Below are 20,619 nucleotides of genomic sequence, written 5' to 3'. Positions count from 1 at the left end.
TCAGCCATGGGTGTGGGTGGCGGTCCAGTCGGCGCGCGCGCTCCACGTTTCGGTGCTGCCGCGCACGGTGCAGCCGCGCGGGCCGGCGTCGATGCGGCCGATCGTGTGGACGGTTTCGCCGGCCTCAGTGAGCGCTGCAGCGACCGCGTCCGCCTGATCCGCCGCGACGACGACCGCCATGCCGATGCCGCAGTTGAAGGTGCGCGCCATTTCCTCGGGCTCGATCGCGCCTTGGGCCTGCAGGAACGCCATCAGGCGCGGCTGCTCCCAGGCATCGGCATCGACCACGGCATGCGTGCCGTCGGGCAGGACGCGCGGGATGTTCTCGAGCAAGCCACCGCCAGTGATGTGGGCGAGGCCCTTGATCCGGCGCTCGCGGAGCAGCGGCAGCAGCGATGCGACATAGATGCGCGTCGGCGCCATCAGCGTGTCGATGAGCAGCCGGTCGGCGTCGAACAGCGCCGGGCGGTCAAGCTTCCAATTGCGATCGGTGGCAAGGCGGCGGACCAGCGAGAAGCCGTTCGAATGCACGCCCGACGAGGCGAGGCCGAGGATGACGTCACCCGCGGCGATCGTCTGCCCGGTCAGCACGGCATCGCGCTCGACTGCGCCGACGCAGAAGCCGGCGAGATCGTAATCGCCCTCGGCATACATGCCGGGCATTTCCGCGGTTTCGCCACCGATCAGCGCGCAGCCGGCCTGGCGGCAACCCTCCGCGATCGAGGCGACGACGCGTTCGGCGATGCCGTTGTCGAGCTTCGCGGTCGCGTAATAGTCGAGGAAGAACAGAGGCTCGGCGCCCTGTACGATCAGGTCGTTGGCGCACATCGCGACGAGATCGACGCCGACGCCCTCATGCCGGTCCCATTCGATCGCGAGCTTCAGCTTGGTGCCGACGCCATCATTCGCCGCGACTAGCAGCGGATCGGTAAAGCCCGCCGCCTTGAGATCGAACATGCCGCCGAACCCGCCCAGGTCGGCGTCGGCGCCCGGCCGCCGGGTCGCCTTGGCGAGCGGTCCGATCGCACGGACCAGCGCGTTGCCCGCGGCGATCGATACGCCGGCGTCGGCATAGGTGTAGGACTGGTCGGCGGGGGAGGATGGCTCGGTGCTCATCCGGCCAGCCTGCTACGATCTGTCCGGCGCGGTGGCAATGCTGAACCGGCGCCGGGTGCATGGGCAGGTGATTCGGGCGGGGCGGACGGGCCGGAATCGCCGAAATTCGCGCGCGGAAGTGGACGAAGTGGACGATACGTATCGTTCGAAACGCGCACCCCGCCTGCCCCCGCGTCGCGATGGGGGAGGTGGGCGCCGGTCGAGCACATGATGCGGATGTAGGGAGTGGTTGGCGTGTAGGACAGGGGCATGAATGCTGAAGTTCGTTCAGATGCGCGACCGGGCTTCCTATCAGCGCGGAGTGGCGGTGTACGTAATGTGCCCCACCGGATGTCCGTCGCCGTTCCCAATCGGAGAGAACTGAAACACCCGTACAGGCCGTTGACCCTGAGGGGTCGCCAACATAGCTTTTCCGATGCGACGCAGCATAATGAGGACGCTATGGCCAACTCCGCAAAGGCGACGGCTGAGGAGTTCTTCCGCCGGAACGCATCCGGTGATCCTCCTGAGCGAATTGCCGAAATGGTCCGCGAGGATGTCGATTGGTACGTGGCGGGCGACGTCAACGTCGTCCCGTGGATCGGGCGTAAGGAGGGTCGTGCTGGCGTAGCGGACTTTTATCGCGAACTTCGTCATCAGGTTATAGCCGAGAAATTCGAGATTACGGATATGCTGGCTAACGAAAACAGGGTCGTCGTGCTTGGTGAGCTGGCCTCGCGGGTGAGGAATACCGGGAAACTCATACAGACGGAATTCGCCTTCGACTTTACGGTCGAGGACGGTCAGATCGTTCGCTTCCGGCTGTTTGAAGATAGTCACGCCGTAGCGTTGGCCGCCGTGTAAGATCGACGATCATTCACACCTGATTTCGAAACCTAAAATTCGCGAGCGTCATTCCCGCTTCTCGATCGGGCTGGGAAGAAGCAGGCTGGCAGGCACGCCCCGACCGCCCCTCTGCGTCTTTCCCCTGGCGCCGCCCCGTCACATCGCGCTTGGCTTACCGGCCGCGCTTCGCCAAAAGGCGGGCACGATGCGTGTCCGTACCCTGTTCTCGTCGCTGGCCGGTGCCGCGCTCCTTTTTGGCGCGGGTGCGCTTGCGCAGATCGAGGGCGGGCGCGGGGTCGCGCCGGTCGACAGTTCGGGCGATTTCGAGGTGAGCGGCGTCACGGTCGACGTCGCGGCGAAGACGGCGGAGGCCGCGCGCCTGGGCGGCTGGCGGCTGGCGCAGCGCAAGGCGTGGGTGCAGCTGTCGCGCCGGCTGGGTGGCGACGGCGCGCTGATTTCCGACAATGCGCTGGACCAGATCGTGTCGGGCATCGTCGTCGAGAACGAACAATTGGGGCCGACGCGCTATATCGCCAAGCTGGGCGTGCTGTTCGACCGCGGCCGGGCGGCGTCGATCCTGGGCATCAGCGCCTATTCCGACCGGTCGCGCCCGATGCTGCTCGTGCCGCTGCAGATTTCGGGCGGCGTCGAAACAGTGTTCGAACAGCGCAACGATTGGCAGGAGGCCTGGGCGCGCTTCCGCACCGGCAACAGCACGATCGATTATGTCCGCCCATCTGGCACGGGTGCCGATTCGCTGCTGCTGAATGCGGGCCAGATCGGGCGGCCGGGACGCGGCTGGTGGCGGACGATCATCGACCAATATGGCGCGTCCGACATCCTAATCCCGGTAGTGCGCCTGTATCGCAGCTATCCGGGCGGGCCGATCATCGGCGTGTTCCAGGCGCGGCACGGGCCGGACAATCAGTTGCTCGGCAGCTTCACGCTGCGCGTCGGGACGGCGGCGGGCCTGCCGCAATTGCTCGATGCGGGCGTGACGCGGATGGACGGGCTTTTCCAGCAGGCGTTGCGCGGTGGTGCGCTGGGGCTCGACCCCACGCTGTCGCCGCCGCCCGAGCCCGAACCCGTCGTCGATCCGACGACCGAGGATACGAGCGGCGAGACGCTGGCCGAGATCGTCGGCGATACGGCGCCCGCGAGCGCCGGCATCGCGATCACGCTCCAATTCGACACGCCGAGCGCGAGCGCGGTCGCAAATACCGAAGGACTGGTGCGCGGCATCCCCGGCGTCCGCTCCGCCTCCACCACCAGCCTGGCGCTGGGCGGCGTGTCGCTGATGCGCGTGACCTATGACGGCGATCCCGATGCGTTGCGCGCGGCGCTGGAGGTGCGGGGCTTGCAGGTGACGGGCAGCGGCCAGACGCTGCGCATCCGCCGCGCGCCGCAATTGCTGCCGCCGAACCTGCCGGCCGACACCAACCCGGCAGGCTAACGCGATGACCAATCAGCTCGCGTTGCCGTTGGGGTGGCCCGCCGACCCCCGCGACGACGCCTTTCTCGTGACGCCCTCCAACGCCCGCGCCGCACAGACGCTGGAGCATTGGGCGACGTGGCCGGTGATGGCGGCGGTGCTGACCGGCCCGCGCAAGTCCGGCCGCAGCCTGCTCGCGCGAATCTTCGCCGCGAAGAGCAACGGCACGATCATCGACGATGCCGAGAACGTGCCCGAGGCGCAGATCTTCCACGCGTGGAACCAGGCGCAGGCGGAGCGGCGCCCGCTGGTGATCGTGGCGGACGCCTTGCCGCCGCTGTGGGCGGTGCGGCTGCCGGACTTGCGATCGCGCCTGGCGGCCAGCCCGCATGCTGCGATCCAGCCGCCCGACGACGAATTGATCGCGGCGCTGCTCGACCATCTGTTCCAGCGCCGGGGGCTGGATGCGCGGCCCGATCTCGTCACCTGGCTCAGCACGCGGATCGAGCGCAGCCATATCGTCGTCCAGCGCGTCGTCGATGCGCTGGATCAGGAGGTGCTCGAAAGCCGCAAGCGGTTGTCGATCCCGCTCGCGCGGACTGTTTTGACCGCAGCGGGGATCGTCACGCAACCGCAACCGTTGCTGCCTATGTCCTGATCATGACTCGCCCAGCCCATCTCGCCCATCTGACCGACGCCGACGACGATCCTTTCGTCCCCGAGGTCAACGATCGCTATTTCAACCGCGAGCTGTCGTGGCTGGCGTTCAACCGGCGGGTGCTGGAAGAGGCGTGCAACGGATCGCATCCCTTGCTGGAGCGGCTGCGCTTCCTGTCGATCTCGGGCACCAACCTCGACGAATTCTTCATGGTGCGCGTGGCTGGCCTCAAGGGGCAGCAGCTGAAAGACGTCGATCGCCGCTCGACCGATGGTCTGACGCCAGCACAGCAGCTCGCCGCGATCACCGCGGAGGCCGATTCGCTGATGGCGAGCCAGCAGGCGGTGTGGGGCGACCTGCGCACCGCGCTCGACGAGGCGGGCGTCCATGTGTTGCGCCGCGACGAGGTGGACGCCGAGGCCGCGGTGTGGCTGGAACAGCATTTCCGCGAACAGATCTTCCCGATCCTGACGCCCCAAGCGCTCGATCCGGCGCACCCGTTTCCGTTCATCCCGAACAAGGGGCTGTCGGTGATGTTCGACGTCGTTCGCGATTCGGACGGCGAGCCGGTGCGCGAGCTGGTGATGATCCCCGCCAGCGCGCCGCGCTTCGTACGCCTGCCGGGCGAGGTTGCGCGCTATGTGTCGATCGAGGCGCTGCTCAAGCGCTTCGCCTATGTGCTGTTTCCCGGATACACGCTGGTCGGTGCTGCGGCGTTCCGCGTGCTGCGCGACAGCGATATCGAGATCGATGAAGAGGCCGAGGATCTCGTCCGCTACTTCGCCAATGCGATCAAGCGCCGCCGTCGCGGCCGCGTGATCCGGCTGGAGCTGGAAACGGGCATGCCCGATGCGCTGGCCGACGTGCTGCGCAACGAACTGGGCGGGGCGGATGCGATCGTCACCGAAAGCGGCAACCTGCTCGGCATCGGCGACCTCGACATGGTAATCGACGAGGACCGGCCGGACCTCAAATTCCTGCCGTTCGTGCCGCGCTTTCCCGAGCGCATCCGCGAATTCGGCGGCGATTGTTTCGCGGCGATCCGGGCGAAGGACATCATCGTCCACCACCCGTACGAAACCTTTGATGTGGTGCTCGCCTTCCTGAAGCAGGCGGCGGCAGACCCGGACGTCATCGCGATCAAGCAGACGCTGTACCGCGCCGGCAAGCAGCCTGCCGTCATCAACGCGCTGATCGCCGCGGCGGAGGCGGGCAAATCGGTGACGGCGGTGGTCGAGCTGCGCGCTCGGTTCGATGAAGAGCAGAATATTCTATGGGCGAGCGCGCTGGAACGCGCGGGCGTGCAGGTGGTCTATGGCTTCCTGGAGTGGAAGACGCACGCCAAGGTGTCGATGGTGGTACGGCGCGAGGGCGGGCAGTTCCGCACCTATTGCCACTTCGGGACCGGCAATTACCACCCGGTGACCGCGCGCATCTACACCGACCTCAGCTTCTTCACTGCGGACGCGCGGATGGGGCGGGATGCGGCGCAGATGTTCAATTACGTCACGGGATATGTCGAACCGACCGATATTACCAAGCTGGCGCTCAGCCCACGCGACCTGCGCAAGACGCTGCTGGAGCAGATCGACGTCGAGATCGCCAATGCCCGCAGCGGCAAGCCCGGTGCGGTCTGGGCGAAGATGAACAGCCTGGTCGACCCGATCATCATCGACAAATTGTACGAGGCGAGCGGCGCGGGCGTCGCGGTGGAGCTGATCATCCGCGGCATCTGCTGCCTGCGGCCGGGCGTGCCCGGCATGTCGGAGAATATCCGCGTGAAATCGATCATCGGCCGCTTCCTGGAGCACAGCCGCATCTTCTGCTTCGGCAACGGCGCGGCGCTGCCCAACGACAATGCGCATGTGTTCATCTCGTCCGCCGATTGGATGCCGCGCAACTTCGACCGGCGCGTCGAATATATGCTGCCGATCGAGAACCCGACGGTGCATGACCAGGTGCTCGACCAGGTGATGGTCGCCAACCTGATCGACACCGAGCAGAGCTGGGAGCTGGAGGCGGACGGGCGCTACGTGCGGGACGAGCCGGGCGACAAGCCGTTCAACCTGCACCGCTATTTCATGAACAATCCATCGCTGTCCGGACGCGGTGCGGCGCTGGCGGAAAGCAATGCGGTGCCCACTTTGGCGCTTCGGCGGCGGCGTTAGGGTTGTTGCTCGTCCCTTCAGCGGCCACAGTCGCGTGATGGATCGTACGCGCTTGCCACACATCCGTCGTCACTCCGGACTGGTTCCGGGGTCCACCGGGCCGCGGGGGCGGTGTTCGCGCCTCGTGCCGTCCCCCTCGCCGCGGAGTGGACCCCGGAACCAGTCCGGGGTGACGGGGGATTGGGGCGAAGGGTTCGCTCGCCCATGAGCCGCGCCTTTCCCCGTACCGGCATCATCGACATCGGATCGAACTCGGTTCGGCTGGTCGTGTATCAGGGGCACCCGCGCGTGCCGGCGACGCTGTTCAACGAAAAGGTGATGGCGGGCCTCGGCCGCAGTCTGGCCGCGACGGGGGCGATCGACGCCGACAGCATGAGCCTCGCGATCGGGGCGCTGCGGCGATTCGCAGCGGTTGCGCGCGAGATGGAGGCGACGGTGCGCACCGTGGCGACCGCAGCGGTGCGCGATGCGTCGAACGGCGGGGACTTCATCGCCGCCGCGCGGGACCTTGGCCTCGAGGTTGAGCTGCTGAGCGGCGAACAGGAGGCGAATGCGGCGGGGCTTGGCGTCCTGTCGGCCATCCCCGATGCGGACGGGATCGTCGGCGATCTGGGCGGCGGCAGTCTGGAGCTGGTGCGGGTGGTGGCCGGCACCGTCACCGATCGTATCTCGTTCCCACTCGGCGTGCTGCGCATCGCGGCGCTGCGGCGGGGCAGCCGCCCGGGGCTGGACCGCCATGTCTCGAAGCTGATCCGCGATGCCGGATGGAACGGGCGGGGCAGGGGCCTGCCGCTGTACATGGTCGGGGGATCGTGGCGCGCGCTGGCGCGGCTCGACATGAGCCTGACGCATTTCCCGCTGCCGATCATCCATGGCTATGCGCTGGCGCCCGAGACGGTCGCACGCCTGGGCCGCAGTATCGCGCACATGTCCAAGCAGCGGCTGCGCGAAATCCCCGGCATGTCCGCAGGCCGGGCGTCGCAGCTTGGCGACGCGACCGCCCTGCTCGGCATCGTGCTGCGCGAACTGGGATCGTCCAGCGCGGTGGCGTCCAGCTTCGGTCTGCGCGAGGGGCTGTTGTACGGTGCGCTCGACCGCCAGACCCGCAGCCTCGATCCGCTGATCGTCGCCGCGCGCGAAGAGGGGCGGCTGCTGGGGCGCTTTCCCGAACATGGCGATCTGCTGAGCGACTGGATCGCGCCGCTGTTCGCCGCCGATCCGCCGCATCTGGCGCGCATTCGCCACGCCGCCTGCCTGCTGGCCGACGTGGGGTGGCGTGCGAACCCCGAATTTCGCGACGAGCGCGGGTTCGAGATCGCGCTGCACGGCAATTGGGTGGCGATCGAGGCGTCCGAACGCGCGATGCTGGCGCAGGTGCTGCATACCAGCCTGGGCGGCAGCACGACCCCGCATCCGCTGCTCGGCGGGCTGGCGAGGGATGCGCAGATCGCCTGTGCGATTCGCTGGGGTCTCGCGATCCGGCTGGGGCAAAGGTTCAGCGGCGGGCTGGCGGGGCCGTTGCAGCGATCCGCGCTGTCGATCGATGCCGGGCAGGTGACGCTGGCGCTGAAGGATGCTGATCGCGCGCTATATGCGGAGACGGTCGAGCGGCGGCATGCGGCGCTGGCGGCGGCGCTGGGGCGGAAGTCGGTGGTTCACTGGAGCGGGTGATGGGGGCGTGGGTCGGGGGGATGGGATGTTCCCGGCAACGAAGCGCTGCCCTTGCCTCCCCCTCCGTCATGCCTGCGGCATGCCACCTCCCCCTGGCGGGGGAGGACTTTGGGTGGGCTGTTATCGGCTCAGCCGCATTTTAGGCCGCTGATCTCGTTCATGTCGTCGAGCAGGATATTCAGGCGGTCGGGCCGGAAATCCATCGTCGCCGCATCGCCGGGGCGGAGCACGCGGGAAATCCGCGAGTGGGTTTCATATTCGATGGCGTCGCGCATGCGCTCGCGGAACTTGACGCCGGCGTAGCGGATGCGTGCCTCTTCGGTCACGACGCACGGGCCGGCGGGCGGCGGCGGGGGCGCCATCGTCATGCAGCCGCAAAGACCGATCGGCAGCAGCGCCGCCAGCGTCCAGACCCGTGTCGTCATCCCGCTTCCTCCGTCCGCGTCATCGTGAGCTTGCCGCCCTGTACGGCAAAACCCAGTCGACCTTCGACAAGATCCAACGCATCACGGCCGAATTGGTCGAATCGCCAGCCTTCCAACATCGGCAGGCCGGTGCGGGTGCCGGCGGCGAGCGCCTCCAACTCATCGGATCGGGCCAGCAGGCGCGAGGCGACGTCGATGTCGCGCGCGCGAATCTTGAGCAGCAGCTTCAACAGATCGGCGACCAGCGCGCCGTCCTTGCCCAGGCCCGGCTTGCGATCGTCGCGCGGGGGCAGTTCGTCCGCGGACAGGGGCGCCGCGCTCTCCAGCGCCGCCATCAGCCGGCCGCCGATATCGTTCGACGCCCAGGTCGCTGACAGGCCGCGCACCTTGGCGAGGTCCGCCTGCCGCCGCGGCGGATGGCCGGCGAGGTCGCCCAGCGTCTCGTCCTTGACGATGCGGCCGCGTGGCAGGTCCTTGCCCTGCGCCTCCAGTTCGCGCCAGCGGGCGAGCGCCTTCAGCCGGCCCAGCACGTCGGGCTTGCGGCCCGAGATGCGCACGCGCTTCCACGCCTGATCGGGGTCGTTGGCGTAATTGGCAGGATCGGCGAGCCGCTCCATCTCCTGGTCCAGCCATACGCCGCGACCGGTCTTGCGCAGCCGTTCCAGCATCTTGGGGAAAATCCGCGCGAGGTGCGTGACGTCGCCGATCGCATATTCGATCTGGCGCGCATCGAGCGGCCGGCGCGCCCAATCGGTGAAGCGCGCGCCCTTGTCGACCTGAATGCCGAGCCAGCTGTCGACGAGGTTCGAATAGCCGATCTGTTCGCCCTGACCCAACGCCATCGCCGCGACCTGCGTGTCGAACAGCGGGTGCGGCGTCTTGCCGGTCAGATTGTGGATGATCTCGATATCCTGCCCACCGGCATGGACGACCTTCAGCACGTCCTCGTTGTTCACCAGCAGATCGAGCAGCGGCGTCATGTCGAGCCCCGGCGCCATCGGGTCGATCGCGGCGGCCTCGTTCAGGTCGGCGATCTGGATCAGGCACAATTCGGGGTAATAGGTGCTCTCGCGCATGAACTCGGTGTCGACCGTGATGAAGTCGGCCTGGGCAAGGCGATGGCAGAGATTGGCGAGCGTCGCGCTGTCGGTAATCAACGGGTGGATATGCATCCGACGCTCCATAGACCGCCCGCGCGGGTTGACAAATAGGGGATGGGTGAAGATGCGATCCGTCATCCATCCCCGTCACCCCGGCCTGAAGAAGACACGATCATGCACGCCTATCGTACCCACACCTGCGCCGCGCTCTCCGCGAGCAACGTCGGCGATACCGTTCGCCTGTCGGGCTGGGTGCATCGCAAGCGCGACCATGGCGGCGTCCTGTTCGTCGACCTGCGCGACCATTACGGCATCACCCAGATCGTCGCCGACAGCGATTCGCCCGCGCTCGCCATCCTGGAGCAGGTGCGCGTCGAATCGGTCGTGACGATCGATGGCAGCGTCAAGGCGCGCTCGGCGGGCACGGTGAATGCCAACCTCGCGACCGGCGAGATCGAGGTGTTCGCGCGCGGTGCGACGGTGCTGTCGGCCGCGGACGAGCTGCCGATGCCGGTCGCCGGCGAGCAGGAATACCCTGAGGACATCCGCCTGCGGTATCGTTTCCTCGACCTGCGCCGCGAGACGCTGCACGCCAATATCGTGCGCCGGACGAAGGTGATTTCCGAAATGCGGCGCCGGATGGAAGGCGTGGGCTTCACCGAATATTCGACGCCGATCCTCACCGCCTCGTCGCCGGAAGGCGCGCGCGACTTCCTGGTGCCGAGCCGCATCCATCCGGGCAAGTTCTACGCGCTGCCGCAGGCGCCGCAGCAGTATAAGCAGCTGTTGATGGTGGCCGGCTTCGACCGCTATTTCCAGATCGCGCCCTGCTTCCGCGACGAAGACCCGCGCGCCGACCGCCTGCCGGGCGAGTTCTACCAGCTCGACCTGGAAATGAGCTTCGTGACGCAGGAAGAGGTGTGGGAGACGATGGAGCCGGTGATCGGCGGCATCTTCGAATCCTTCGCCGACGGCAAGAGCGTGACGCCGAGCGGCCAGTTCCCGCGCATTCCGCACGACGAAGCGATGCTGAAGTACGGCAGCGACAAGCCCGATCTGCGCAACCCGCTGATCATCACCGACGTGTCGGAGCATTTCACGCAGAGCGGCTTCGGTCTGTTCGAGAAGATCGTCGCGGGTGGCGGTGTCGTCCGCGCGATTCCGGCGCCGGGCACCGCCGACAAGAGCCGCAAGTTCTTCGACGAGATGAACGAATGGGCGCGCGCCGAAGGGCATGCGGGCCTCGGCTATGTCACGCGCAAGGGCGGCGAGTTCGGTGGGCCGATCGCGAAGAACCATGGCACCGAAGGCATGGAGGCGATCTATGCCGCGCTCGGGCTGGGGCCGGATGACGGGCTGTTCTTCGCGGCGGGCAAGGCGGAGGCGGCGGCGAAACTCGCCGGTGCCGCACGCACGCGCGTGGCGGACCAGCTTGGGCTGATCGAGCAGGGGGCGTTCCGCCTGTGCTGGATCGTCGACTTCCCGTTCTACGAATATGACGAGGACGCGAAGAAGGTCGAATTCGCGCACAATCCGTTCTCGATGCCGCAGGGCGGCATGGACGCGCTGGAGAATCAGGACCCGCTGACGATCAAGGCGTATCAGTACGACCTCGTCTGCAACGGCTATGAGATTGCGTCGGGGTCGATCCGCAATCAGTCGCCGGAGCTGATGGTGAAGGCGTTCGAGCTCGTCGGCCTGAGCAAGGCCGACGTGGAAGAGCGCTTCGGCGGCCTCTATCGCGCGTTCCAGTACGGCGCACCGCCGCATGGTGGCATGGCCGCGGGCGTCGACCGCATCGTCATGCTGGTGTGCGGCGCGCAGAACCTGCGCGAGGTGTCGCTGTTCCCGATGAACCAGCGTGCCGAGGACCTGCTGATGGGGGCGCCGTCGCCCGCGTCGGTGCAGCAGCTGCGCGAGCTGTCGATCCGTCAGGCGACCCCGCCGCAGGCGACGGTCAACGTCGACAAGGCGGTGGCGCCGAGCGCGGGGTAAGCTTCGCGCGACGGATTGACCAGCGACGGCGGGTCGGGCGTTGTCGAGGTTGGCGGAAGACCGACGACAAGTCCTCCCCCGCCAGGGGGAGGTGGCATGCCGTAGGCACGACGGAGGGGGCGGACACGAAGCCAATGTGTCGCTGACCTCCCCCTCCGTCACCGCTGCGCGGCGCCACCTCCCCCTGGCGGGGGAGGACTTTGTTTGGCGTCAGATGCAGGTCCGACTAATCATTGCCGCCGACCCAATCGCCGAGCCCGCCCAGCACCGATCCCTCGCCGCGGTTCTGGCCACCGCCGTTCGCCGCCGCCATCATGCGGCCCGCAAGGCGCGAGAAGGGGAGCGACTGGATCCAGACCGTGCCCGGTCCGCGTAGCCGCGCGAAGAACAGGCCTTCGCCGCCGAACAATGCGCTGCGCACACCGCCGACCGTGACGAGGTCGAACTCAACCGACGGCGTCATCGCGGCAAGGCAGCCGGTGTCGACGTGCAATTCCTCGCCCGGCGCCAGCGTCCGCTCGACGACGGTGCCGCCCATCTGGACGAAGACCCAGCCATCGCCGGTCAGCGACTGCATCACGAAGCCTTCGCCCCCGAACAGCCCGGTCATGACCCGCCGCTGGAAATAGATGCCGAGCTGCACGCCCTTCGCCGCGGCGAGGAATGCGTCCTTCTGGCAGATCAGCTGCCCGCCCAGGTCCGACAGGCGCAGCGGCACGATCGAGCCCGGCGTCGGCGAGGCGAAGGCGACGCGCGCCTTGCCGTACCCCTCATGCGTGAAGACCGTGGTGAACAGGCTTTCGCCCGTGACCAATCGCTTCCCCGCGCCGAGCAGCTTGCCCATGAAGCCGCTGCCGCTCGCGCCGCTGCCGTCACCGAAGACGGTGGTCATCGCGATGCTGGCGTCCTTCCACACCATTGCGCCCGCCTCTGCGACCGCGCTTTCGCCGGGGTCGAGCTCGATCTCCAGGAACTGCAATTCCTGGCCCTTGATCTCATAGTCGATCTCGTCCGCCACGCTCGATCGGCGTTGCTGCTGCCAGGGACTTTCATAGGGCATGGATCATCGTCCTCTTCAGGTGATGCACCGCTCTACCACGCCTGCAAAAACCAATGCGAGTAGCAAGCCGCGCAATTCCGTCGCTTCCCTCGCTCCATTAACCATGTCACTAGGCCCCCGGGGTTAGACGTGGGGGGTCATGTTAGACGATCAGTTGCTTCCGGCACGGCCGGCCCCGCTCGTCCGCAGTCTCGGTGTTATGGGTGTCCTGTTCCTGACCTTGTCGGTGGCGACGCCGGCTTCGTCGGTGTTCGTCATCATTCCGGGCATGTTGCAGGTGGCGGGGACGGGGACGATCTGGGCGCTGATCCTGGCGGGGATCGTCTGTGTCGCGACGGCCTTCGTCTATGCCGAGCTGTCGAGCGCCTGGCCCGTTGCGGGCGGCGAATATGTCGCCGTCGCCAAGACGCTGGGGCCGCTATCCGGATTCGTGATGCTGGGCGTCAACGTCTTCAACAATCTGTTCTTTCCGCCCGCCGCGGCGCTGGGGATCAGTGCGGTTCTGTCCACCGTCTATCCGGGCCTGCCAACGGTGCCGGTCGCGATTGCGGTCGTCGCGGCATCGACGCTGATCGCGCTGCTCCAGATCCGCGTGAATGCCTGGATCACCGGCCTGTTTCTGGCGGGCGAGGTACTGGCGCTGCTCGTCGTTACCGCGCTCGGCTGGTCGGACGTGGTGCGGCCGTTCGCCGTGCTGCTGACCGCGCCGGTGATGCCGGACGGCGGCGCGATGGTGCCGGCATCGGCCGCGGGGATCGGCCTTGCCACCTCGATCGCGATCTTCGCGCTCAATGGCTATGGCGCGGCGGTCTATTTCGGCGAGGAGATGAAGGAGCCGTCGCGGCTGATCGCGCGGGCGATCCTGGCGAGCCTCGTGCTGACGTTGCTGTTCGAGATCGTCCCGACGATCGCGGTGCTGATGGGCGCGCCCGACCTGCATGCGCTGACCACCGCCAGCGACCCGTTCGGGCTGATCGCGCGATTGCGCGGTAACGGCTGGGTGGCGGATACGACCGCGATCGGCGTCGTGATCGCGATCGTCAACGCGATCATCGCCTGCATCCTGGCCTGTTCGCGCTTCTTCTACGGCACCGCGCGCGACGGCAGCTGGGGGCGGCCGATCGATCTGTGGATGACGCGCATCCATCCGCGCTTCGGATCGCCCTGGGTCGGCACGCTGATCGTCGGCGGGGTGGGCGTCGCCTGTTGCTTCCTGCCGCTGACGCTGTTGCTGGTGCTGAGCGGCACCGGCCTCGTTGCGATCTACGCCGGCATCGCGATCGCCGCGATGGTCGGGCGCCGGACCGGGGCGACGGCGCATGCGCGCTATCGCATGCCGCTATACCCGATTGCCCCGGTCGTGACGCTGATCGCGCTTGCCTATGTCGTGTGGACGAGCTGGCAGGACGCGAGCGAGGGGCGGCCCGGCCTGCTGATGACGGGCGCGCAGATCGTCGCGTCCGCGGCCTATTACTGGTTCGTCCTGCGTCGTCGCGGCGACTGGAGCGTTCACGTTCCTGATGAGGGTTAGGAGCGAAAGGACGGACCGACGCATGATCGACCTGCGCGATTACGAGAAGAAGCAGGCCTATAAGGGCCATTACAAGCGCGACCTCGCCGCGCTGCAGGAGCGGCTGGAGCAGATCCTCGTCGCCCATATCGTCCATGGCCGCCGTGCGGTCGTGATGCTGGAGGGCTGGGACGCGGCGGGGAAGGGCGGCATCATCCAACGGCTCACCGCGGAATGGGACCCGCGCTATTACGAGGTCTATCCGATCGCCGCGCCGAGCGCTGAGGAAAAGGCGCATGATTTCCTGTGGCGCTTCCAGACTCGCCTGCCCAAGCCGGGCAACATCATCGTCTTCGACCGCAGCTGGTATGGCCGTGTGCTGGTCGAGCGGGTCGAGGGCTTTGCTAGCGAGGCCGAATGGCGCGCGGGCTATGACGCGATCAACGCGTTCGAGGCGGAACTGGCCGAGGACGGCACGACGTTGGTGAAGCTGTTCGTCCATGTGTCGCAGAAGGAACAGGACAAGAGGCTGGAGGCGCGGCTGGACGATCCGTGGAAGCGGTGGAAGACGGGGCTGGAGGATTATCGCAACCGCGCCAAACGCGACGAGTATCTCGCCGCGATGCACGACATGTTCGCCCGCACCGACACGGGCGGCGCGCCCTGGACGGTGATCAACGGCAACGACAAGAAGGCGGCGCGCATCCACGCGCTAACGGAGGTCGCCGACCGGCTGGAGGCCGCGGTGGATATGACGCCACCGCCGCTCGATCCGGAACTGGAGCGCGTCGCGCGGGCGGCGTTGGGGCGGTAGGCGCGCGCTTTTGTGGCGGATCGTCGTTCAACAGGGGGAGTAATCCCTCCCCCGCCAGGGGGAGTAATCCCTCCCCCGCCAGGGGGAGGCGGCATGCTGTAGGCATGACCGAGGGGGCGGAAACACCAATTGACGTGTCGCTTACCTCCCCCTCCGTCACCGCTGCGCGGCGCCACCTCCCCCTGGCGGGGGAGGAATTGTCATCGGTCGATCGCTGGAATGTCGAGGCGTTTTAGAAGCTTGCCTCATCGTATACGCGGGACAGGTCGCCTGCCCAGGCGCCGTTGTAGCGATCGAGCAGCACCTGCGCGGGCACCTTGCCGCTCCGGACGACGTCGCGCAGCGGATCGAGGAAGCCGGTTTCGTTTTCGCCGATGCCATTGATCCGGGCGCGCGCGGCGAGGCCGGCGTGGGCGATGTCGAGCACGGTGCCGGCGATATCGGCCAGCCGTCCGCCACCCGGCAGCGGCGCGTCGAGCGCCATCCGCGGCACCGCATCGCGCAGCGCCTGCCGTTCGGCGAGGCTCCAGCCCTTCACCAGGTCCCACGCCGCATCGAGCGCCGCGTCGTCGTAGAGCAGACCGACCCAGAAGGCGGGCAGGGCGCAGATACGGCCCCACGGACCGCCATCGGCGCCGCGCATCTCGAGGAAGGTCTTCAGCCGCACTTCGGGGAAGGCGGTGGACAGATGATCGTTCCAGTCGTCCAGCGTCGGCTTTTCACCGGGGAGGACGCTCAGCTCGCCCTTCAGGAAGTCGCGGAACGACAGACCGGCGGCATCGATGTAGCGACCGTCGCGGTAGACGAAGTACATCGGCACATCGAGCATATAGTCGGCATAGCGTTCGTACCCGAAGCCGTCTTCGAACACGAAGGGCAGCATGCCGGTGCGGGCGGGATCGGTGTCCGACCAGATATGGCTGCGATACGACAGGAAGCCGTTGGGCTTGCCATCGGTGAAGGGCGAGTTGGCGAACAGCGCGGTCGCGAGCGGCTGGAGGGCCAGCCCGACGCGGAACTTCTTCGCCATGTCGGCTTCCGACGCATAGTCGAGGTTCACCTGGATCGTGCAGGTGCGCAGCATCATGTCGAGGCCCATGCTGCCGACGCGCGGCATGTGGCGCAGCATGATCGCATAGCGGCCCTTGGGCATAATCGGCAGCTGGTCGCGCGTCTTGTCGGGCCACATGCCGAGGCCGAGGAAGCCGATGCCGAGCTTCTCACCCGCCGCCTTCACCTGATCGAGGTGGCGTCCGGTCTCGGCGCAGGTCTGGTGCAGGTTGTCGAGTGGTGCGCCCGACAATTCGAACTGGCCGGCCGGTTCCAAGCTGACGCTGCCGTCCGCCCCCGTCAGCGCGATAAGGTTTCCGCCTTCCTCTACGGGTTGCCAGCCATATTGCTGAAGCTCTGTCAGGAGCGCGCGGATGCCGCCGGGCTCGCCCCAGCTCGGCGCGTGATGGTCGGTCGTGCTGTAGACGAACTTCTCATGCTCGGTGCCGATCCGCCACCGTTCGCGCGGCTTTTCCCCGCGGGCGAAACTCGCGATCAGCTGCTCGCGCGACTCGATGAGGGGTGAGCCCTCGGCGATAACGGTCTTGGTCGTCATGGCGCGCCCTTACGCGGGGATGAACAGCGACGCCAGCAAGCTTTGCTACCAGTCGCCCGCAGCCGCCATCCATAATGCGACCGCGGCGGCCGCGGCCGTGTCGGCGCGCAGGATGCGGGGCCCAAGGCTGATGCCAATCGCTTGAGAATGTTCGCGTATCATCGCGCGTTCGGCATCGGTGAAGCCACCCTCCGGCCCGATCAGGATGGCGGCCGGGCCGGGATGCGCCCGCATCGCCGCGACGGCCGGATCGCCGCCCGCCTCGTCTGCGAAGAATAGGGTGCGCGTCGCCGGCCAGTCGCGCAGCATCGCGGCGAGCTTCACGGGCTCGTCGAGCGCCGGCAAAGCGGTGCGGGCGCATTGCTCCGCCGCCTCGATCATGTGCGCGCGCAAGCGATCGGTCTTCAGCTTGTCGACGATGGTGCGCGCGGTGACGACGGGGACCAACCGATCGACCCCAAGCTCGCAGGCCTTTTCGGCGAGCCAGTCGATCCGGCCCTTCTTCAACGGCGCGGCGCACAGCCATAGGTCGGGCACCGGCTCCCGCTCGCGCAAACGTGTCGACACGTCGACGGTCAAGTCTCGGCGCCCGACCTGCACCGCGGTCGCCAGCCATTCCCCCGTGACGTCGTCGAACAGCTTCACCGGATCGCCCGGCGCAGTCCGCATCACCGACAGCAGATAATGCGCCGCGGGCCCGTCGATGCGCAGCGGACCGGGCGCGAGGGGCTGCTCGACGAACAGGCGCGGGGTGGATTGCGGGGGCCAGGCGGGCGTGGCGGTCATGGTCGATGCTCGGGTTGGGCCTTGAGGCGCTTCTGCCGCGCCCAGATTTTGCGGGCGACGATCGCGACGAGCAGCGCGCCCACCGCGATCGCCACGACGACGACGGTCACCACGCCTGCAACGCGCAGGATCGCCCAGAACAGCGCCTCGACGAAGCGCCCGACCGCCACGGACAGGCCGATCATGGGTGGTTCCGGCGGGGGCAGGAGGGGCGGGTAGCGTCCATCGCGGACGATCTGCCGCATCTTCGCGGCGATAGCGAGGCAAAAGCCCGGGAACGGCCTTGCCCGCGGGCGGTGTCGCGCGGCAAAGGCGGATCATGGCCGCGCATCCCCCCACCGATATCGTCCCCGACAGCGAACATCGCGGTCTGGTCGGCCGCCTGCCGCCCCGCGCGCGGGGACTGGCGCTGCTGGCCCGGCTCGACCGGCCGATCGGCTGGTGGCTGCTGTTCTGGCCGGGGGCGTGGGCGATCGCGCTCGCTGGGGGCGGGATCGTGCGCTGGCCGCTGCTGCTGTGGTTCCTTGCCGGCAGTATCGCGATGCGCGGTGCGGGCTGCGTGTACAACGACATCGTCGATCGCGACCTCGACGCGCAGGTCGCGCGGACGCGGGCGCGGCCGATCCCGAGCGGGCTGGTGTCGGTGCGGCTCGCTTGGGTGTGGCTGGTCGCGCTGTGTCTGGTCGGGTTGGTCGTGCTGCTCCAGCTCGGCACGCTGGCGAAGATCGTCGCGCTGGCGAGCCTGGCGCCGGTGGCGGCCTATCCCTTCATGAAGCGGATCACCTGGTGGCCGCAGGCGTGGCTGGGCCTTGTGTTTTCATGGGCGGCGCTGGTCGGTTGGGCGGAGGTGGCGGGTGCGCTGTCGGCACCGCTGTGGCTGCTGTACGCGGGGTGTATCACCTGGGTGATCGGCTATGACACGATCTATGCGCTGCAGGATCGCGAGGACGATGCGCTGATCGGCGTGCGCTCGTCGGCGCTGCGGATGGGTGCGCGGGTGCGAGCGGGGACGGCCGGCTTCTATCTGCTGGCGGTGCTGTGCTGGGCGGGGGCGATCTGGCTGGTGCATGCCGATCCGCTCGCGTTGGTCGCGTTGGTGCCCGTCGCGCTGCATCTCGGCTGGCAGGTGACGACGCTGGTGCCGGACGACGGCGGCAATGCCTTGGCCCGCTTTCGCAGCAACCGCTTTGCCGGGTTGCTGATGTTCCTCGCCTGTCTGGTCGTCGGATCGACCGCCTGAGCCGCCGTCGGGCCTAGCATCGCGCCCCTCCCGCCCCTAATTGGGGGCGATGCTGACTCCCGATCAAGCGCGTGACCGCGCCGCCGATATCGTTTCCCGTGCGGTTCGGGCGGGAGCGGATGCCGCGGACGCCGTCTTCGCCGCGGATGCCTCGACCGACGTCGGCGTGCGGCTCGGCGCATTGGAGGATCTGGGGCGGTCGGAGAGCGAAGAACTGGGGCTGCGGGTCTTCGTCGGCCAGCGCTCGGCGAGCGTCTCGACCTCCGATCTGTCCGCCGACGCGCTGGGCGCGCTGGTGGAGCGTGCGGTGGCGATGGCGCGCGAGGCGCCGGAGGATCGCTGGGCGGGCCTTGCGCCGCAGGAACGGCTGATGCACGGGGCGCCGCCGCTGCTCGATCTCGACGATGGCGGCGACATTTCACCTGCCGATTTGCGGGCCTGGGCTGAGGAGGCCGAGGACGCGGCGCGCAGCGTCGCGGGCGTCAGCAATAGCGAGGGCGGCGGCGCGGCCGCGTCACGGTCCGTCTGGGGCCTGGCGACCAGCCACGGCTTTGCCGGCGCCTATGCCACGACCACCTACAGCCTGTCCGCGAGCGTTTTGGCGGGCGACGTCGCGAGCGGCATGCAACGCGATTACGCGCATCACGCGGCGCGCAAGCGGGCGCATCTCGAGACGCCCGAGGCGATCGGTCGGCGCGCCGGGGAGCGCGCCGTCGCCCGGATCAACCCCGGCCGCCTCGCCAGTGGTGCGATGCCGGTCGTGCTCGACCCCCGCGTCGGCTCGTCGCTGCTCGGCCATCTCACCGGCGCGATTGCAGGCCAGGCGATCGCACGGCGGACCAGCTTTCTGCTCGACGCGCTGGGGACGCGCGTGTTCGCCGACGGCGTCACCATTTGTGACGATCCGCATCGTCCGCACGGTTTGCGGTCGCGCCCCTTCGACGGTGAAGGGCTGCCGGTATCGCCGACCGCGATCATTGCGGACGGTATGCTGGAGACCTGGCTGCTCGACAGCGGATCGGCGCGACAACTGGGGCTGGAGCCGACCGGCCATGCCGCGCGCGGCGTCGGCGGATCGCCCGGCGTCTCGCCTAGCAATCTGTACATGCAGGCCGGCGTGATCCCGGTCGAGACGCTGATCGGCGACATTGCCGATGGCGTCTATATCACGGAGCTGATTGGCCAGGGAGTGAACTCCGTCACGGGCGACTACAGTCGCGGCGCGTCCGGCTTCCGCATCGTCGACGGCGTGATCGCCGGGCCGGTCGCCGAGTTTACGATTGCGGGCAATCTGAAGGACATGTTCCTCAACCTGACGCCCGGGAGCGACCTCGAATTCCGCTATGGCATCAATGTGCCGACGCTGCGGATCGACGGGATGACGATCGCGAGTGGCTGATCCGGCGTTCGACCTGACGGCGGCCGTCGCCCAGATCGCGCACGAGGCGGGGCAGATGGCGCTTGCCCGCTGGCGGACCGATTTCCGCCGCTGGGAGAAGACACCGGGCAGCCCGGTGTGCGAGGTCGACCTCGACGTCGATCGGATGTTGCGTGCGCGTCTGGAGGGGCTGCTGCCCGACGCCGGTTGGCTGTCGGAGGAGACGGTGGACAATACCGACCGGCTGGCGCGCGAGGCGGTGTGGGTCGTCGATCCGATCGACGGGACCCGCGACTATATCCGCGGACGCGAAGGCTGGGCGGTCTCGGTCGCGCTGGTGCGCAACGGCGAGGTGGTGCTGGGGGTGCTTGATGCACCGGCGCGTCGCGAACGCTGGACCGCGACGCGCGGGCAGGGGGCGTGGCGTAACGGCGTAGCCCTGCACGCCGGTATGCGATCCGCTTTGTCCGGCGCGCGCGTGCCCACCGATGCGCTGCCGAAGATCGATCGTCATCTGACGATCGTCCACAAGCCCAATTCGATCGCGCTGCGGATGGCAATGGTGGCGGCGGACGAGGCCGACCTCGTCGCGACGCTGCGCTGGGGCAACGAATGGGACATCGCGGCCGCGGCGGTGATCGCGGTAGAGGCGGGTGCGGGGGTAAGCGACGCGCTGGGTGGGACGCTCCGCTACAATAAGCCCGATCCGACCGCCTTCGGCGTGATGGTTGCCGCGCCGGGCATCCATGACGAAGCGCTCGCGTGGATCAGGCCACGGGCGGAGGCGGCCTCGATCCGCTGACCGCGCATTGTAAGCGCCTCACAAACAATCACT

General features: G+C 67.9%; 18 protein-coding genes. 11 read left to right on the top strand and 7 right to left on the bottom strand.

Annotated elements, in window-relative coordinates; genetic code table 11:
- The gene (gene purM, locus SPHME3_RS0112815; protein ID WP_018250765.1) at positions 1–1,116 is read right to left on the bottom strand and encodes a phosphoribosylformylglycinamidine cyclo-ligase; all 1,116 of its coding nucleotides are present in this window, start codon (positions 1,114–1,116) and stop codon (positions 1–3) included.
- A gap of 441 nt (positions 1,117–1,557) precedes the next feature.
- On the opposite strand from purM, the gene SPHME3_RS0112810 reads away from it, so the two are divergent.
- From SPHME3_RS0112810 to SPHME3_RS0112790, 5 genes are all read left to right on the top strand, one after another.
- A complete protein-coding gene (locus SPHME3_RS0112810) occupies positions 1,558–1,959 on the top strand; it encodes a nuclear transport factor 2 family protein (protein ID WP_017978758.1) in 402 nt (133 codons plus the stop codon).
- A 187-nt stretch (positions 1,960–2,146) separates the two neighbouring features.
- The gene (locus tag SPHME3_RS0112805; protein WP_017978759.1) at positions 2,147–3,394 is read left to right on the top strand and encodes a hypothetical protein; all 1,248 of its coding nucleotides are present in this window, start codon (positions 2,147–2,149) and stop codon (positions 3,392–3,394) included.
- A 4-nt stretch (positions 3,395–3,398) separates the two neighbouring features.
- Complete coding sequence (locus SPHME3_RS0112800) at positions 3,399–4,031, top strand: HdaA/DnaA family protein (RefSeq protein ID WP_017978760.1); 633 nt, start codon at positions 3,399–3,401, stop codon at positions 4,029–4,031.
- A gap of 2 nt (positions 4,032–4,033) precedes the next feature.
- Positions 4,034–6,199 carry an RNA degradosome polyphosphate kinase gene (locus SPHME3_RS0112795; protein WP_017978761.1) on the top strand — a complete coding sequence of 722 codons (2,166 nt, stop codon included), beginning with the start codon at positions 4,034–4,036 and terminating at the stop codon, positions 6,197–6,199.
- Between the two features lie 204 nt (positions 6,200–6,403).
- Complete coding sequence (locus tag SPHME3_RS0112790) at positions 6,404–7,870, top strand: Ppx/GppA phosphatase family protein (protein WP_018250764.1); 1,467 nt, start codon at positions 6,404–6,406, stop codon at positions 7,868–7,870.
- A gap of 128 nt (positions 7,871–7,998) precedes the next feature.
- Here the strand turns inward: SPHME3_RS0112790 and SPHME3_RS0112785 are convergent, their stop codons facing one another.
- Together SPHME3_RS0112785 and rnd are read right to left on the bottom strand one after the other, a co-directional pair.
- Complete coding sequence (locus tag SPHME3_RS0112785) at positions 7,999–8,295, bottom strand: I78 family peptidase inhibitor (protein WP_017978763.1); 297 nt, start codon at positions 8,293–8,295, stop codon at positions 7,999–8,001.
- Positions 8,292–9,467 carry a ribonuclease D gene (gene rnd, locus SPHME3_RS0112780; RefSeq protein WP_020486492.1) on the bottom strand — a complete coding sequence of 392 codons (1,176 nt, stop codon included), beginning with the start codon at positions 9,465–9,467 and terminating at the stop codon, positions 8,292–8,294. The genes SPHME3_RS0112785 and rnd overlap by 4 nt, the downstream gene beginning before the upstream one ends.
- A gap of 102 nt (positions 9,468–9,569) precedes the next feature.
- On the opposite strand from rnd, the gene aspS reads away from it, so the two are divergent.
- The gene (gene aspS, locus SPHME3_RS0112775; RefSeq protein WP_017978765.1) at positions 9,570–11,390 is read left to right on the top strand and encodes an aspartate--tRNA ligase; all 1,821 of its coding nucleotides are present in this window, start codon (positions 9,570–9,572) and stop codon (positions 11,388–11,390) included.
- Positions 11,391–11,616: 226 nt separating this feature from the next.
- Here the strand turns inward: aspS and SPHME3_RS0112770 are convergent, their stop codons facing one another.
- Positions 11,617–12,450, bottom strand: a complete 834-nt coding sequence (locus tag SPHME3_RS0112770; RefSeq protein WP_017978766.1) for a TIGR00266 family protein — start codon at positions 12,448–12,450, stop codon at positions 11,617–11,619.
- Positions 12,451–12,589: 139 nt separating this feature from the next.
- Between SPHME3_RS0112770 and SPHME3_RS0112765 the strand changes: the two genes are divergently transcribed.
- On the top strand, positions 12,590–13,981 hold the full coding sequence (locus tag SPHME3_RS0112765) for an APC family permease (RefSeq protein ID WP_026151810.1): 1,392 nt from the start codon (positions 12,590–12,592) through the stop codon (positions 13,979–13,981).
- A 22-nt stretch (positions 13,982–14,003) separates the two neighbouring features.
- Positions 14,004–14,774, top strand: a complete 771-nt coding sequence (locus tag SPHME3_RS0112760; protein WP_017978768.1) for a polyphosphate kinase 2 family protein — start codon at positions 14,004–14,006, stop codon at positions 14,772–14,774.
- 232 nt (positions 14,775–15,006) lie between these two features.
- On the opposite strand, the gene SPHME3_RS0112755 is transcribed toward SPHME3_RS0112760, so the two are convergent.
- The 3 genes from SPHME3_RS0112755 to SPHME3_RS0112745 are packed head-to-tail and all read right to left on the bottom strand — an operon-like array spanning position 15,007 to position 17,351.
- Positions 15,007–16,380, bottom strand: coding sequence for a glutamate--cysteine ligase (locus SPHME3_RS0112755; RefSeq protein ID WP_017978769.1), 1,374 nt, complete (start codon positions 16,378–16,380; stop codon positions 15,007–15,009).
- A gap of 45 nt (positions 16,381–16,425) precedes the next feature.
- A complete protein-coding gene (locus SPHME3_RS0112750; RefSeq protein ID WP_017978770.1) occupies positions 16,426–17,166 on the bottom strand; it encodes a 16S rRNA (uracil(1498)-N(3))-methyltransferase in 741 nt (246 codons plus the stop codon).
- A complete protein-coding gene (locus SPHME3_RS0112745) occupies positions 17,163–17,351 on the bottom strand; it encodes a hypothetical protein (RefSeq protein ID WP_231372515.1) in 189 nt (62 codons plus the stop codon). The genes SPHME3_RS0112750 and SPHME3_RS0112745 overlap by 4 nt, the downstream gene beginning before the upstream one ends.
- Positions 17,352–17,485: 134 nt before the next feature.
- On the opposite strand from SPHME3_RS0112745, the gene ubiA reads away from it, so the two are divergent.
- The 3 genes from ubiA to SPHME3_RS0112730 are packed head-to-tail and all read left to right on the top strand — an operon-like array spanning position 17,486 to position 20,586.
- Complete coding sequence (gene ubiA, locus SPHME3_RS0112740; protein WP_017978772.1) at positions 17,486–18,406, top strand: 4-hydroxybenzoate octaprenyltransferase; 921 nt, start codon at positions 17,486–17,488, stop codon at positions 18,404–18,406.
- 49 nt (positions 18,407–18,455) lie between these two features.
- Positions 18,456–19,805: a TldD/PmbA family protein gene (locus SPHME3_RS0112735; protein ID WP_017978773.1), complete on the top strand. Its 1,350-nt coding sequence runs from the start codon at positions 18,456–18,458 to the stop codon at positions 19,803–19,805.
- Positions 19,798–20,586 (top strand): 3'(2'),5'-bisphosphate nucleotidase CysQ, encoded by a 789-nt coding sequence (locus SPHME3_RS0112730; protein ID WP_017978774.1) that lies wholly within the window; start codon positions 19,798–19,800, stop codon positions 20,584–20,586. The genes SPHME3_RS0112735 and SPHME3_RS0112730 overlap by 8 nt, the downstream gene beginning before the upstream one ends.
- Positions 20,587–20,619: the final 33 nt, after the last annotated feature.

Source organism: Sphingomonas melonis DAPP-PG 224, assembly GCF_000379045.1.
Taxonomy (GTDB): domain Bacteria; phylum Pseudomonadota; class Alphaproteobacteria; order Sphingomonadales; family Sphingomonadaceae; genus Sphingomonas; species Sphingomonas aquatilis.
Note: the sequence above shows the minus strand (reverse complement) of the source record. Positions and strands in the feature narration are given on the sequence as shown.

Excerpts from the sequence above, each read along its gene's own strand:
- SPHME3_RS0112785 (WP_017978763.1), bottom strand. The coding sequence starts at position 8,295 with ATGACGACACGGGTCTGGACGCTGGCGGCGCTGCTGCCGATCGGTCTT.
- SPHME3_RS0112770 (WP_017978766.1), bottom strand. The coding sequence starts at position 12,450 with ATGCCCTATGAAAGTCCCTGGCAGCAGCAACGCCGATCGAGCGTGGCG.
- SPHME3_RS0112810 (WP_017978758.1), top strand. The coding sequence starts at position 1,558 with ATGGCCAACTCCGCAAAGGCGACGGCTGAGGAGTTCTTCCGCCGGAAC.
- purM (WP_018250765.1), bottom strand. The coding sequence starts at position 1,116 with ATGAGCACCGAGCCATCCTCCCCCGCCGACCAGTCCTACACCTATGCC.
- SPHME3_RS0112755 (WP_017978769.1), bottom strand. The coding sequence starts at position 16,380 with ATGACGACCAAGACCGTTATCGCCGAGGGCTCACCCCTCATCGAGTCG.
- SPHME3_RS0112750 (WP_017978770.1), bottom strand. The coding sequence starts at position 17,166 with ATGACCGCCACGCCCGCCTGGCCCCCGCAATCCACCCCGCGCCTGTTC.
- SPHME3_RS0112760 (WP_017978768.1), top strand. The coding sequence starts at position 14,004 with ATGATCGACCTGCGCGATTACGAGAAGAAGCAGGCCTATAAGGGCCAT.
- SPHME3_RS0112795 (WP_017978761.1), top strand. The coding sequence starts at position 4,034 with ATGACTCGCCCAGCCCATCTCGCCCATCTGACCGACGCCGACGACGAT.
- SPHME3_RS0112805 (WP_017978759.1), top strand. The coding sequence starts at position 2,147 with ATGCGTGTCCGTACCCTGTTCTCGTCGCTGGCCGGTGCCGCGCTCCTT.
- rnd (WP_020486492.1), bottom strand. The coding sequence starts at position 9,467 with ATGCATATCCACCCGTTGATTACCGACAGCGCGACGCTCGCCAATCTC.
- ubiA (WP_017978772.1), top strand. The coding sequence starts at position 17,486 with ATGGCCGCGCATCCCCCCACCGATATCGTCCCCGACAGCGAACATCGC.
- SPHME3_RS0112800 (WP_017978760.1), top strand. The coding sequence starts at position 3,399 with ATGACCAATCAGCTCGCGTTGCCGTTGGGGTGGCCCGCCGACCCCCGC.
- SPHME3_RS0112745 (WP_231372515.1), bottom strand. The coding sequence starts at position 17,351 with ATGATCGGCCTGTCCGTGGCGGTCGGGCGCTTCGTCGAGGCGCTGTTC.
- aspS (WP_017978765.1), top strand. The coding sequence starts at position 9,570 with ATGCACGCCTATCGTACCCACACCTGCGCCGCGCTCTCCGCGAGCAAC.
- SPHME3_RS0112790 (WP_018250764.1), top strand. The coding sequence starts at position 6,404 with ATGAGCCGCGCCTTTCCCCGTACCGGCATCATCGACATCGGATCGAAC.
- SPHME3_RS0112765 (WP_026151810.1), top strand. The coding sequence starts at position 12,590 with ATGTTAGACGATCAGTTGCTTCCGGCACGGCCGGCCCCGCTCGTCCGC.
- SPHME3_RS0112735 (WP_017978773.1), top strand. The coding sequence starts at position 18,456 with ATGCTGACTCCCGATCAAGCGCGTGACCGCGCCGCCGATATCGTTTCC.